This window comes from Cupriavidus gilardii (genome assembly GCF_013347325.1).
Taxonomy (GTDB): Bacteria; Pseudomonadota; Gammaproteobacteria; order Burkholderiales; family Burkholderiaceae; genus Cupriavidus; species Cupriavidus gilardii.
In genome coordinates, this window is sequence record NZ_CP054624.1 from 335,229 (window position 1) to 347,206 (window position 11,978).

Sequence of the window (11,978 nt, forward strand, 5' to 3'; positions counted from 1 at the left end):
GATTTCCGTGGTCGTGACGCAGGTGTCTGCGGACGCACAGATTCTGCCATAGCCCGCATGCCCCGCGTAGCGCAACGGTGGCCCGGGCCGCAGAGGCATGCCGGGGCGCCGCATCGTGCCTGACTGCCTTGCCGCGCACCTATAATGACGGCCGACTCCAGATTGCGGCCGCGCTGCCACGCCGGCCGCGCCAATCGCACGCCATGACCCAGCCCCGTTCCCCGAGCGCCGCCGAGCTTGCCAAGCAGGACTTCGAGGCGTTGTCCGACTTCCGCTACCAGCTGCGGCGCTTCATGCGTTTCTCCGAAGACGCCGTGCGCGAGGAGGGCCTGACCGTGCAGCAGTATCTGTTGCTGCTGCATATCCGCGGCTTTCCCGGGCGCGACTGGGCCTCGATCGGCGAGCTGGCGGAGCGGCTGCAGGCCAAGCAGCACGGTGTGGTCGCGCTGGTCAATCGCTGCGAGGCGGCCGGGCTGGTCAAGCGCAAGACCAACGCGGCCGACCGCCGCGTGGTCCAGGTCCATCTGCAGCCCAAGGGGGAGCGTTGCCTGAATCGGCTGGCGCTGCTGCATCGGACCGAACTCGAATCGCTGCGCCACACCTTCCGCATCTCGCGGTTGACCGCCTTCAACGACGACGGCGTGGCGCGCGGCTAAGGCCAGCGCTCAGGCCAGCGCTCAGGCCGGCTGGGCCAGCGCCTGCGCGAGGAAGGTCAGCGCGCGGCCGTGGGCCAGCACCGCCGACGGCTGGTGATAGGAGCCGCGGGCCCAGCAGTTGAAGCCGTGGTCGGCACCGGGGTAGACGTGGACCTCGGCGCGTGGATTGCCAGCCATCGCGGCGCGCACCTGTTCGACTGCCTCGGGCGGAATATTGGCATCGTGCTCCCCATAGTGGAACTGGATCGGCACCCTTACCGCCCCCGCCTGGTCCAGCCGGCGCTGGATCCCGCCGCCGTAGTAGGGCACCGCCGCGTCGACCAGGCCACGTGCCGCGCCCAGATACGCCAGCAGACCGCCGAAGCAGTAGCCCACCGCGGCGATCCTGCCGTCCGCTCCGATCTGCGCGCGCAGCGCCTGCGCCGTCAGCGCGATGTCGTCGACGATCGCATCGGGGTCGGTGGCCTTGTACAGCGCCATCGCGCGCTCCTTGTCGGCGCCCGTATAGCCGAGCTCGATGCGCGGCGCCTCGCGCCAGAAGATGTCCGGCGCCATCACGACGTAGCCGTCCAGCGCGTACTGGTCGGCCACCGCGCGGATATGTTCGTTGACGCCGAAGATCTCCTGGATCAGCACGATGCCCGGCGTGCCCGGGCGCGTGCCGCCGGGCGGCAGGCTCAGGTAGGCATCGAATGCATGCGAGTCGGTGCCGACGCGGATCCAGCGGCGCCGCGCATCGTTTGCGGACAGGGTTGCGGTCATCGTTTTCCTCCATCGATAGGGCGGACAGGGTAAGGCAAGCGGCGCGCGCTTGCCAAGCGCGCGCGGGCGGTCCCAGCCCCATCGAGGACGCTGCCCACATCGCGTGTAGGCGGATTCCGACAAGCGCCGGGGCCGGCGGCGGACGGCGGTTCGGTGCAGGGGTTGCCATACTGCTGGCGGAGGTCCGCCGGACATCCTGGTCCCGCCGCGCCTCCTTTCGTTTCCGCAGGGATGTCGATGACCGCTGAAGACGCGCCTGAAGACCGGCATGGTGCAGCCGGCGTCGCTCGGACGGAGCGCCGCGATGGCGCGCCGCCCGCCGCCGCCGGACAACGTGCGCCGGCCGCCGCGGCCGAGCCGCTGCTGCAGCCCGGCCGCAATTGCTGGCGCATCGAACGCGCGTCGCGCTTCGCCATGCTGGTCGATGGCGAAGCGTACTTCCGCGCGCTGCGCTCGGCGCTGATCCAGGCGGAACACACGGTCTTCATCCTCGGCTGGGACATCGACAGCCGCTTCGAACTGGTGCCCGGCGGCGCCGACGACGGTTTTCCGCGCGGGCTGCGCGATTTCCTCGACGCGCTGGTGCGCCGCCGCCGCCGGCTGCGCATCTACGTGCTCAGCTGGGACTTCGCGATGGTCTACGCGATGGAGCGCGAATGGCTGCCGGCGGTCAAGCTGGACTGGCAGACCCATCGCCGGCTGTCGTTCCGGCTCGACGCCCGGCATCCGGTGGGCGCCTCGCATCATCAGAAGGTGGTCGTGATCGACCACAGCCTGGCCTTCGTCGGCGGGCTGGACCTGACGCGCTGCCGCTGGGATACGCCCTCGCATGCGCTGCAGGACCCGCGCCGCGTCGATCCGGACGGCAAGCCCTACGGCCCGTTCCACGACGTGCAGGCGGTCGTCGAGGGCGACGTGGCGCGTGCGCTCGGCGAGATGGCCGCGGAGCGATGGCGCCGCGGCACCCGGCGCGAGCCGCGCGCGCCCAACCCCGCCGATGCGCGCGGCCGGCGCTTGTGGCCCGACGGCGTCGCCCCGCTGCTGACCGATGTGCCGGTGGCGATCGCACGCACCGCGCCGGCGTTCGCCGGCGATCCAGGCGTCGGCGAGATCCGCGCGCTGCATCTGGACGCGATCGCCGCCGCGCGCCGGACCCTGTATCTGGAGAACCAGTATTTCAGCTCCGGCGTGCTGGCCGACGCGCTGGCCGCGCGGCTGGCCGAGCCCGACGGACCCGAGGTGGTGCTGGTCTCGCGCCGCAGCGAAAGCGGCTGGCTGGAGGAGCACAGCATGGGCGTGCTGCGCGCCCGCGCGCATCGCAAGCTGCGCAGCGTCGATGGCGGCCATCGCTATCGGCTGTACTACCCGCATCTGCCCGGCGAGGGGGAACCCGGTCCCGACGGCGCCCCGCTGCCCGGCATCAACGTGCACAGCAAGGTCATGGTGGTCGACGACACCTTGCTGACGATCGGCTCGGCCAATCTGAACAATCGCTCGATGGGGCTCGACACCGAATGCAATCTGGTGATCGAGGCGCGCGGGGATGCCCGCGTCGCGGCCGCGATCCGGGCAATGCGCGCGCGGCTGGTGGCCGAGCATCTGGCCTGCGATGCCGACGAACTGGCTGCCGCCCATGCACGCGGCGAGCCGCTGCACGACACCATCGCCCGATGTTATCGGGCCGGCCAGCGGACCCTGCAGGCGTTCGATCCGCCGCTGGTTCCAGAGGTCGACGCGGTGGTGCCGGACGAGCGGCTGCTGGACCCGATCGAGCCGATCGATCCGGACGGGCTGGTCGACGAATTCCTGACGCACGAGGCTCGTCCGCGGGTCATCGGACGGCTGGGCATGGCGATCCTGCTGCTGGTCGTGCTGGCGGGCCTGGCATTTGCATGGCGCTATACGCCGCTGCGCGAATGGGCGGATTTCCGCCGCGTGCTCGATGTGGTCGAGCGGATCCGCGACATGCCGCTGGCGCCGCTGGCGATGCTCGGCGCCTATGTTGCCGCGGGCCTGGTGATGGTGCCGGTGACGCTGCTGATCGTGGTCACGGTGATCGTGTTCGGCCCGCTCAAGGGCGCGCTGTGCGCGCTCGGCGGCGTGGTGCTCAGCGCCGCCACCGGCTACGGCATCGGCCGTTTCGTCGGCCGCGATGCGGTACGGCGCTATGGCGGCAAGCGCCTGAACGCGTTGAGCCAGCAGCTCGGCCAGCACGGCCTGCTGGCGATGGTGGTGCTCCGGCTGGTGCCGGTGGCGCCGTTCACGCTGGTCAATCTGGTGGTGGGGGCCTCGCGCATCCGTTTTCGCGACTGCCTGCTCGGCACGCTGATCGGCATGACGCCGGGCATCGTGATCTCGGCCTCGCTGGTGGACCGCATTGCCGCGGTGGCGCGCAACCCGAATCCGCTGACGGTGGCGCTGCTGCTGCTGGTGCTGCTGATCCCGCTGAGCGTGTTGTGGCTGCTGCGCCGGCGCCGGCGTGCGGATGCCGCCCAGGCGGCGCAGGCGGCCGAGGCCGCGCAGGCCGCCAGGGAGGCTCAGGTCGCGCAGGCGATGCAGCCGGCGCAGACCGCCCAGGCGGTGCACCGCGCTGCCATCGGCGAACCCCGCCATGGAGGGCATGCATGAGTCGGATCTATCCATTCCGTGCCGGCGACGTCGCGGAACCGATGCCGCAGACACCGAGGGAGGCAGCCGCCGCCGCGGCGCCGGCGCAGTTCCTGGTGGCCAGCTACAACATCCACGGCGGCATCGGCGTCGACGGGCGTTTCCTGCCGAAGCGGATCGCCGGCGTGCTGTCGGAACTGCAGGCGGACATCGTCGCGCTGCAGGAGGTCGAATCGCGCAGCACCGGCTTCGACATGCTGGCCTATCTGCGCGACGAAACGGGCTATCACGCGATTCCCGGACCGACGCTGACCCGGCACGACGGCGAATATGGCAACGCGCTGCTGACGCGCTTTCCGCCGAGCCGGGTCCGGCAGATCGATCTGAGCGTGGGCCGGCACGAACCGCGCGGCGCGATCGACGCGACGCTCAGCTGTCCCGACGGCGTCCATGCCGCGCCGCTGCGCGTGATCGCCACCCATCTGGGGCTATGGCCGGGCGAGCGCCGCATGCAGGTGCGCCGGCTGCTGACGTCGCTCGCAGAGCAGCCGGGCGTGCCCACCGTGCTGCTGGGCGACGTCAACGAATGGTTCCTGTGGGGCCGGCCGCTGCGCTGGCTGCACGCGTACTTCGACGGTGCGCCGCATGTGGCCACGTTCCCGTCCCGGATGCCGGTGCTGGCGCTGGACCGGCTCTGGTGCTGTCCGCGCTCGGTGCTGGCCTCGGTGTCGAGCCACCGCAGTCCGCTGGCGCGGATCGCATCGGATCATCTGCCGCTGCTGGCGCGGCTGCACGCGCGGCCGGCCGTGACGGCGGCCCCGTCTTCCGCCGCCGTGGCGGACGAGGAAGAGGACCTGGCCAGGCAGGCCGATCAGCCGTCGCGATAGGCGTCCAGGCGGTTGTACAGCGTCTTCAGGCTGATGCCGAGCGCCTGCGCCGCGCGGCGCTTGTCGCCGTCGAAGCGGGCCAGCGTGGCGAGAATCAGGCCGCGCTGCGCATCGGCCAGCGTGGTGCCGATGCGCACGTTCAGCACGCCGTCGGCCGCGGTGGGCAGCGGCGGCTGGGACGCGATGTTCGGGTTCGGCAGTTCGATCACGCGGTCGGCCAGGATGAAGGCGCGATAGACCGTGTTGCGCAGTTCGCGCACGTTGCCGGGCCAGCCGTACTGGCACAGCCGCTCCAGCGCGCTGGCCGAGAACACCTTGTCGGTGCCTTCGGCGGCGTTCAGCTCGGCCAGGAAGTGCCTGGCCAGCGGAACGATGTCCTCGCGCCGTTCGCGCAGCGGCGGGATATGCAGCGGCACCACGGCGAGCCGGTACAGCAGGTCTTCGCGCAGCACGCCGCTGCGCACGGCTTCGAGCGGATCGCGGTTGGTCGCCGAGACGATGCGCACGTCGCAGACCACCTGGGCGTCGCCGCCGACGCGATGGAAGGTGCGCGTCTCCAGCACCCGCAGCAGCTTGATCTGCATGTCGGGGGCCATCTCGGTGACCTCGTCCAGGAACAGCGTGCCGCCGTGCGCCTGTTCGAAATAGCCGGCCTTCTGCTGCATCGCGCCGGTGAAACCGCCCTTTTCGTGGCCGAACAGTTCCGATTCGATCAGCGTCGGCGCGATCGCGCCGCAATTGACGGCAACGAAGGGCTTGCCGCGCCGGTTGCTGCGCTCATGTATCGCGCGGGCCACCAGTTCCTTGCCAGTGCCGCTTTCGCCGACGGCCAGCATCGGCACATCGGTGGCGGCGACGCGCGGGATCTGCTCGAGCAGCCGGCGCATCGCCGGCGAGGTGCTGCGCCATAGCAGCGCAAAATCGTCGCGCGCGGGCCCGTGGCCGCCATCCTCGCGTGGGTGGTCGCGCGCGGATTCCCGATGACGGGAGCGCGTCGTGTCCGGCAGATCGTTCGAGGTGCTGGTCGACATGTAGCGAAAGGCGGAGCGGAAATAGAGACGACAGTGGAGCCGGGCGGCCGGCGTGCGGTGGACGGGGTGGTGGCAGGCGTCCACGCCTTCGCGAGCGCCGCATCGCGGCTCGCGTAACGCCATGCTAGCCTGCGATCGGGCCCGCCACCATTGCCGTTTGTCCGACAAGCCGGTCCGGCGCGCGCGGCGGCCGATGTCAGACTAACACCGGTATGGCGGCGCTTGCCGCTTGCATAGAATGGGGTCTATTCAGGGCAGCAACGCCCGCCGCGGCGGCAACGGCCGCGGCGCCTGTCTCATTTCCACCATTCCGGTCAAGGGTTTCAGCGGCCGGCATCAGTCAAGCCTATGCCTCACATCCTGATCGTCGACGACGACGAGAACACCTGTGCAGCGCTGGCCGAGATCGCCGCGGCGGAGGGCTTCACCGCAGCTACCGCAGGCGACCTGCGCGAAGCGTGCCTGCAGATCGGCTGGCAGATGCCCGATGCGGTGCTGGCCGACCTGAAGCTGCCCGACGGCGACGGCAAGGATCTGTTCAACGAAGTCGGCTCGGCCGGCGTCGACATCATCCTGATGACCGGCTACGCCAGCGTCGAAAGCGCCGTCGAGGCGCTGCGTCTGGGCGCGACCGACTATCTGGTCAAGCCGATCAACGTGGCCCGCCTGCAGACGGTGCTCAAGCGCATCGCCACCACGGGCGACCTGAAGGCGGAAGTGCGCTCGCTGCGCGGCGAACTGCGCCGCTACGGCCGCTTCGGCAGGCTGCTGGGCAGTTCGGAGGCAATGCAGGCGGTCTATGACCAGATCAGCAAGGTCGCGCCGACCGAGGCCACGGTGCTGCTGGTCGGCGAGAGCGGTACCGGCAAGGAGCTGGCCGCGCAGACCGTGCACGAGCTGTCGCCGCGCCGGCGCCAGCCTTTCCTTGCCGTCAACTGCGGCGCGATTTCGCCGAACCTGATCGAGTCCGAGATGTTCGGCCACGAGCGCGGCAGCTTCACCGGCGCCGAGCGCCAGCACAAGGGCTACTTCGAGCGCGCGGCCGGGGGCACGCTGTTCCTGGACGAAATCACCGAGATGCCGATCGAGCTGCAGGTCAAGCTGCTGCGCGTGCTCGAGGCCGGCACCTTCATGCGTGTGGGGACCAATCGCGAGTTGCGCGCTGACGTGCGCGTGGTTGCGGCGACCAACCGCAACCCGGAGGAGGCGGTCGCCGAGGGCAAGCTGCGCGCGGACCTGTACCACCGGCTCAACGTGTTCCCGATCGAACTGCCGCCGCTGCGCACGCGCGGCGACGATGTGGCGCAGCTGGCCGGGGCCTTCCTCGATCAGCTCAACGCGGAACACGGCACGCAGCGGCGCTTCGGGCCCGACGTGCTGGCCAATCTGCGGCTCCATTCGTGGCCGGGCAATGTGCGCGAGCTGCGCAATTTCGTGCAGCGCGCCTTCATCATGGCCGAGGACGACGTCATCGCCGAATCGCCGGTGCCGCTGCAGGCCGCCGCGTCGCAGGTGCCCGCTACGGCGATCGTCACGGTGCCGGTCGGCATGTCGCTGGCCGACGCGGACCGCGAGCTGATCTTCGCCACGCTCGAGCAATGCGCCGGCGTCAAGAAGCACGCGGCGGAAATCCTGGGCATCAGCCTGAAGACGCTGTACAACCGGCTCGAAGAATATGCGGCCGGCGGCAAGCTGCCGGAGTCGTTCAAGACCTCCGGCAACGGCGCCAGCAATGGGGCCGGCAGCGGCCCCAGCAACGGCCCCAACAACGGCCCCAGCAACGGCGCGCACGAGCGCCCGCCCGCCACCAGCTGACCACACACGAGACTGTCCTGCCCGCCCACCACGACCGAAGCCTCGGGCTGGCCCGAGGTATGCTTCGGCTCGGAAATCCGGCCCGCCGCAATGGCGCGGGCACCCTGAGATGACCCAAACCTTCATGTCCAAGCGACCTCTCCCCTCCAGCCGCGCCGATGCGGAAAACGGTGGCCAGTCCGGCGGGGCGGGCACCGAGCACTGGGTGCCGGCGACTGTCGATGCGACCTCCGAAGTCACGACGCTGATCGACCAGGTGTCGCACGATCTGCGCTCGGCGCTGAACGGCGTCCAGAGCTGGGCCTACGTGCTGGACCATTCGCTGGACGCGCCCAGCGCGCCGGTGCAACGGGCGCTGGCGGGCTTGCGTACCGCGATGCAGCAGCAGGTCACGCTGATCCAGCATATGGAAGAGGCCGTGCGGCTGCTGGCTGACGAAACCGAGCCGCAATGGCAGGCGGTCGATCTCGCGGCCGCGATGGCGCAGGCGATGGACTCGGTCAAGCCGGCCGCAGAATCGCGCCGCGTCACGCTGGCCGATGTGCTGGTGCACGAAGCCCGCGGCGGCCGCGGCGATGTCCTCGTGCAGGCCGACCCGCGCCGGCTCGAGCCGATGCTGCGCCATCTGGTGCTGCATTGCCTGAAGCAGGCGCGCAACGGCGACACCATCGACGCGCACCTGGAACCGATGGATGACCATGTGAAGCTGCGTCTGACCGAGAGCCGCGCGACTTCCGATCGCGTCAGGGAGCGCCTGTCGGTACTGTCCGAGTTCTTCCGGCGCGATGTGGGCAATGCGGGCGCCGCGCCGGCGCGCCAGAGTTCGGCGCTGCTGCTGGCGCGCCGCATGGCGGAGCTGCATGGCGCCACGCTGGGGGCCGAACCATCGACGCAATGCGAGCAGGACGGCGACAGCGCCTGCATCGCGGTGACCTTTCCGCGCCTGCCGCCGGCGGCGGCCGCGGCCGGTCATGACGCGCCGATCGGACCCGCTGCGGGGCCTGCCTGAGGCAGGCTGCAGGCCTGCTGACGCGCGCCGGTTCCCGCGCCGTCCTCGGCTGCCGGATCTGCCCGTTATTTCCGCCCTTCCATTCCTCCCTTCGTCCTCGTCTTCCCCGTCCTTTTCCCCCTTTTCACACGCGCGCGGCGGCCGATTGCGACGCTAGTACTTTTTACGTGCGATGCACTTTGTGCAACGCCGAGTGCTGTCGCATACGCCGCTTGCGCGCCGGTCCCGGCATCTTCGCTTCTGGCCCGTCGCTTGCATCTGTTCCGCTATTCCAAACGAGCAGGAGCCGATGATGCAGAAGGCCAAGACCGGGTCCGCATCCGCCCATGGATCCGCCGCGAAGTCTGCTTCCGCCAGCGCGGCAAAGCCGGGCAAGAAGGTCGACCGGCAGGACGACGTGAAGCAGAGCGACGCGTGTACGTATCAGCAGGCGGTCGACGAATCGGTGGAGATGACTTTCCCGGCGAGCGATCCGATTTCTCCGAGCGCCGCCATGCATGCGGAGAAGGAAACCAGCACCGACGTGGATGACACCGACTGGGAAATCGAACCGGGCAGCGCCCATCAGCCCGAAGGCGCGCGTCCCGCCGCCGAGCGCAAGGGCGCCGCCGACAAGGGGACTACCCGATCCGCAACGAAATCCCCGTCGAAGGCCAGGTCCTGATGCCAGCCTGGCTGGCGTCGCGACCGCGGAACGCCATGCCGAATCCGATTGCCGATCCATCGCTCGCCAGGCGGGTGTCTGCCAACCGATTCGAAGGAGCCAGCATGTCCCTGATCATCGCCGGACGCTTTGATACGTTCGCCCAGGCCGAGGCGGCGGCGGGCCAGTTGTTTGCCCGCGGGTTCGCCGAGGATGATGTGACCCTGTTCTTCGTCAATCCCCCGGGGCAGCATGGACGCTTCCCGATCGGCGGCGACGTCGCCGTCGATGCGGGTACGCGCAAGGCCGGCGCGGGCGCGGGCCGCGGCATCGTGTTCGGCGCCATTGCCGGGGCCGTGATCGGCGCGGTGGCGCTGGCCTTGATGCAGGCGTCCGTGCTGGTGCTGGCGCTGGCCACTGGCCTGGGCGCCTATCTGGGTTCGCTGGTCGGCGCGCTGTCGATGACGCGTGATCCCGACCGCGTATCGAATGCGCCCGATCCCAGTCGCCAGGTCAAGACCGAGCGCGATGCCGGCGTGCTGCTGGCCGTGCATGTCAATCCCGATACGCGCGAGACCGCCGCCGAGGTATTGCGGCAGGCCGGCGCCAAGGACGTCGAACGGGCCTATGGGCGCTGGAGCGAAGGCCGCTGGGTCGATTTCGACCCGCTCGCGCCGCCGGTGCCCGCCAGCCGTCCGTGAGGGGTGCCGTTCCAATGCGTGCCGCGGCGGCAGCGGCGATCAGGGGCGCGCGAGCGCCATTGTGTCAACCGACAACCGAAGCAGGAGTCGCCAATGAACCCACTGGACAGAGACCCGCGCGATCCGCGAGACATCAGAGACCCACGCGATCCCCGCGACCCGCGTGACCTGCGCGATCCCGCGGCGGCACGCGCGCCTGCCGGCGCCACCATCGTCGGCGATGTCGATGCCAATGCCAGCGGGCCCGGCCCCTTCGTGATGGCCGCCGATACGCTGGAAGGCAACAGCGTGATCGGGCCGGCCGGCGAAGACCTCGGCACCATCGACCACATCATGCTGGACGTGCAGGGCGGCCGGGTCGCCTATGCGGTGCTGTCGTTCGGCGGCTTCCTCGGCATCGGCGAGAAGCTGTTCGCGGTGCCGTGGTCGGCGCTGACGCTGGACACGCGGCGCAAGTGTTTCGTGCTGGGCGTCGACAAGGACAAGCTGAAGGCCGCGCCGGGCTTCGACAAGGACCACTGGCCGGCGATGGCGGACCCGCAATGGGCCACCAGCATTCACCAGTACTACGGGACCTCGCCGTATTGGAAGGAGGACTCGTACGATCCGTGGGCCTGATGACGGCTGAGCCCGCCGAGGCGTCCTGGATGCCTTGACCCCTTGATGATGCTGGTGACGCCCCTGACGGCCTTCCGAAGGCCGCCAGGCGGCGTCGAACGACGAGCGCTGAACCGGCAGCGTTGAAGGAAGCGCGTCGCGCTACGCCCGCTTGCGCTGCGGGCTGCGCGACCCGCTGTCGGCCGCGGCACGCTTGGCGGCGGTCTTCTTCGTTGAAGCCGACGCCTTGCCCGACTTGGCCGCGCTGTTGCGGCTGCTTGCCGGCTTGGCTTCCTTGCCGTCCTTGGCTCCGGCACGAGAGGCCGATTTGCGCGCCGTCTTGCGAGCGCCCGTGCTGCGCTTGCGCGGGGGCTCGCGCGGAGCCTCGTCTTCTTCCTGCTCGTCCGCTTCTCCGTCCCGGGCGTCCTCGCCAGCCTCCGCCCGCGCACCGCCGCGGCCGCCACGGCGTTTGATGCTCTCCTTCAGCAGCGCCATCATGTCGATCACCTCGGCGGACTTGCGCGGTTCCTCGCCGCCCGGCTCGGCCGGGGTCAGCAGGTGCGTCTTGCCTTCGGCGATCTTGCCCTCGATGCGCTCCATCAGGTCGTCGCGATAGGTATCGCGATAGGCCTCGGGGTTCCAGTCCTCCTGCATGTCCTCGACCAGCCGCGTCGCCATCTCGATCTCGCGCGCGCTGACTCCCTGCTGCTTGCCGCTGCTCTTGGGCAGCTTCAGCTCGTCCATCGGCAGCACTTCCTCGGCCCAGCGCATGGTGTTGAGCACCAGCGCATCGCCCAGTACCAGCACCGCCGCCAGATGCTGGCGGTTGTGGATCACCACCAGGGCCAGCGCGGCGCGCCCGGTGCGGCGCAGGGTCTCGCGCAGCAGCGCATAGCCCTTCTCGCCGCGCCGGTCCGGCTCGAGGTAGTAGGGCGTCTCGAAGTAGTACGGCGGGATCTGGTCGGCCTGCACGAAGCTGACGATATCGACGGTCTGCGTCGCCTCGACGTTGGCCTGGCGGAAGTCCTCCGGCGACAGCAGCACGTATTCGCCCTTTTCGTACTGGTAGCCCTTGACGATATGGTCCTTGTCGACCGGCTTGCCGGTCTTCTTGTTGATCCGCTGGTAGCCGACCGGCGCCATGTCGCGCTCGTCGAGCCAGTCGAAGTCGAGCGCGTTGTCGCGCGCGGCCGCCTTCAGCACGACCGGGATGTTGACCAGCCCAAACGAGATGGCGCCTTTCCAGATGATGCGCGGCACAGGGCGGCTC

Annotated in this window: 11 protein-coding genes; 8 read left to right on the forward strand and 3 right to left on the reverse strand. The window is 69.8% G+C overall.

Features of this window, described 5'->3' with window-relative positions; genetic code table 11:
• Positions 1-203: 203 nt before the first annotated feature.
• Positions 204-656, forward strand: coding sequence for a MarR family winged helix-turn-helix transcriptional regulator (locus FOB47_RS01560; protein WP_053824721.1), 453 nt, complete (start codon positions 204-206; stop codon positions 654-656).
• 21 nt (positions 657-677) lie between these two features.
• Here FOB47_RS01560 and FOB47_RS01565 read toward each other — a convergent pair whose 3' ends face one another.
• A complete protein-coding gene (locus FOB47_RS01565; protein WP_174779747.1) occupies positions 678-1,418 on the reverse strand; it encodes a dienelactone hydrolase family protein in 741 nt (246 codons plus the stop codon).
• A gap of 237 nt (positions 1,419-1,655) precedes the next feature.
• On the opposite strand from FOB47_RS01565, the gene FOB47_RS01570 reads away from it, so the two are divergent.
• Together FOB47_RS01570 and FOB47_RS01575 are read left to right on the forward strand one after the other, a co-directional pair.
• Complete coding sequence (locus tag FOB47_RS01570) at positions 1,656-4,046, forward strand: VTT domain-containing protein (protein ID WP_174779748.1); 2,391 nt, start codon at positions 1,656-1,658, stop codon at positions 4,044-4,046.
• Entirely contained in the window at positions 4,043-4,912 is an 870-nt protein-coding gene (locus tag FOB47_RS01575) for an endonuclease/exonuclease/phosphatase family protein (protein WP_174779749.1), read from the forward strand. The genes FOB47_RS01570 and FOB47_RS01575 overlap by 4 nt, the downstream gene beginning before the upstream one ends.
• On the opposite strand, the gene FOB47_RS01580 is transcribed toward FOB47_RS01575, so the two are convergent.
• Positions 4,897-5,943 (reverse strand): sigma-54 interaction domain-containing protein, encoded by a 1,047-nt coding sequence (locus tag FOB47_RS01580; RefSeq protein WP_082371827.1) that lies wholly within the window; start codon positions 5,941-5,943, stop codon positions 4,897-4,899. The genes FOB47_RS01575 and FOB47_RS01580 overlap by 16 nt on opposite strands.
• A gap of 348 nt (positions 5,944-6,291) precedes the next feature.
• Between FOB47_RS01580 and FOB47_RS01585 the strand changes: the two genes are divergently transcribed.
• The 5 genes from FOB47_RS01585 to FOB47_RS01605 all read left to right on the forward strand — a co-directional run bounded on the left by FOB47_RS01585 (position 6,292) and on the right by FOB47_RS01605 (position 10,729).
• Complete coding sequence (locus FOB47_RS01585; protein ID WP_174779750.1) at positions 6,292-7,758, forward strand: sigma-54-dependent transcriptional regulator; 1,467 nt, start codon at positions 6,292-6,294, stop codon at positions 7,756-7,758.
• Between the two features lie 124 nt (positions 7,759-7,882).
• On the forward strand, positions 7,883-8,767 hold the full coding sequence (locus FOB47_RS01590) for a sensor histidine kinase (protein ID WP_244959249.1): 885 nt from the start codon (positions 7,883-7,885) through the stop codon (positions 8,765-8,767).
• Between the two features lie 289 nt (positions 8,768-9,056).
• Positions 9,057-9,431 carry a hypothetical protein gene (locus tag FOB47_RS01595; protein WP_053824431.1) on the forward strand — a complete coding sequence of 125 codons (375 nt, stop codon included), beginning with the start codon at positions 9,057-9,059 and terminating at the stop codon, positions 9,429-9,431.
• Between the two features lie 104 nt (positions 9,432-9,535).
• Positions 9,536-10,111, forward strand: a complete 576-nt coding sequence (locus FOB47_RS01600; protein ID WP_053824719.1) for a hypothetical protein — start codon at positions 9,536-9,538, stop codon at positions 10,109-10,111.
• 93 nt (positions 10,112-10,204) lie between these two features.
• Positions 10,205-10,729: a PRC-barrel domain-containing protein gene (locus tag FOB47_RS01605; RefSeq protein ID WP_226994987.1), complete on the forward strand. Its 525-nt coding sequence runs from the start codon at positions 10,205-10,207 to the stop codon at positions 10,727-10,729.
• A gap of 141 nt (positions 10,730-10,870) precedes the next feature.
• Here FOB47_RS01605 and ku read toward each other — a convergent pair whose 3' ends face one another.
• Positions 10,871-11,968, reverse strand: a complete 1,098-nt coding sequence (gene ku, locus FOB47_RS01610; RefSeq protein WP_174779751.1) for a non-homologous end joining protein Ku — start codon at positions 11,966-11,968, stop codon at positions 10,871-10,873.
• Between the last annotated feature and the right edge of the window lie 10 nt (positions 11,969-11,978).

Coding starts and splice junctions, on each gene's coding strand:
- FOB47_RS01585 (WP_174779750.1), top strand. CDS start 6,292: ATGCCTCACATCCTGATCGTCGACGACGACGAGAACACCTGTGCAGCG.
- FOB47_RS01575 (WP_174779749.1), top strand. CDS start 4,043: ATGAGTCGGATCTATCCATTCCGTGCCGGCGACGTCGCGGAACCGATG.
- FOB47_RS01580 (WP_082371827.1), bottom strand. CDS start 5,943: ATGTCGACCAGCACCTCGAACGATCTGCCGGACACGACGCGCTCCCGT.
- FOB47_RS01605 (WP_226994987.1), top strand. CDS start 10,205: ATGAACCCACTGGACAGAGACCCGCGCGATCCGCGAGACATCAGAGAC.
- FOB47_RS01560 (WP_053824721.1), top strand. CDS start 204: ATGACCCAGCCCCGTTCCCCGAGCGCCGCCGAGCTTGCCAAGCAGGAC.
- FOB47_RS01565 (WP_174779747.1), bottom strand. CDS start 1,418: ATGACCGCAACCCTGTCCGCAAACGATGCGCGGCGCCGCTGGATCCGC.
- FOB47_RS01590 (WP_244959249.1), top strand. CDS start 7,883: ATGTCCAAGCGACCTCTCCCCTCCAGCCGCGCCGATGCGGAAAACGGT.
- FOB47_RS01570 (WP_174779748.1), top strand. CDS start 1,656: ATGACCGCTGAAGACGCGCCTGAAGACCGGCATGGTGCAGCCGGCGTC.
- FOB47_RS01595 (WP_053824431.1), top strand. CDS start 9,057: ATGATGCAGAAGGCCAAGACCGGGTCCGCATCCGCCCATGGATCCGCC.
- FOB47_RS01600 (WP_053824719.1), top strand. CDS start 9,536: ATGTCCCTGATCATCGCCGGACGCTTTGATACGTTCGCCCAGGCCGAG.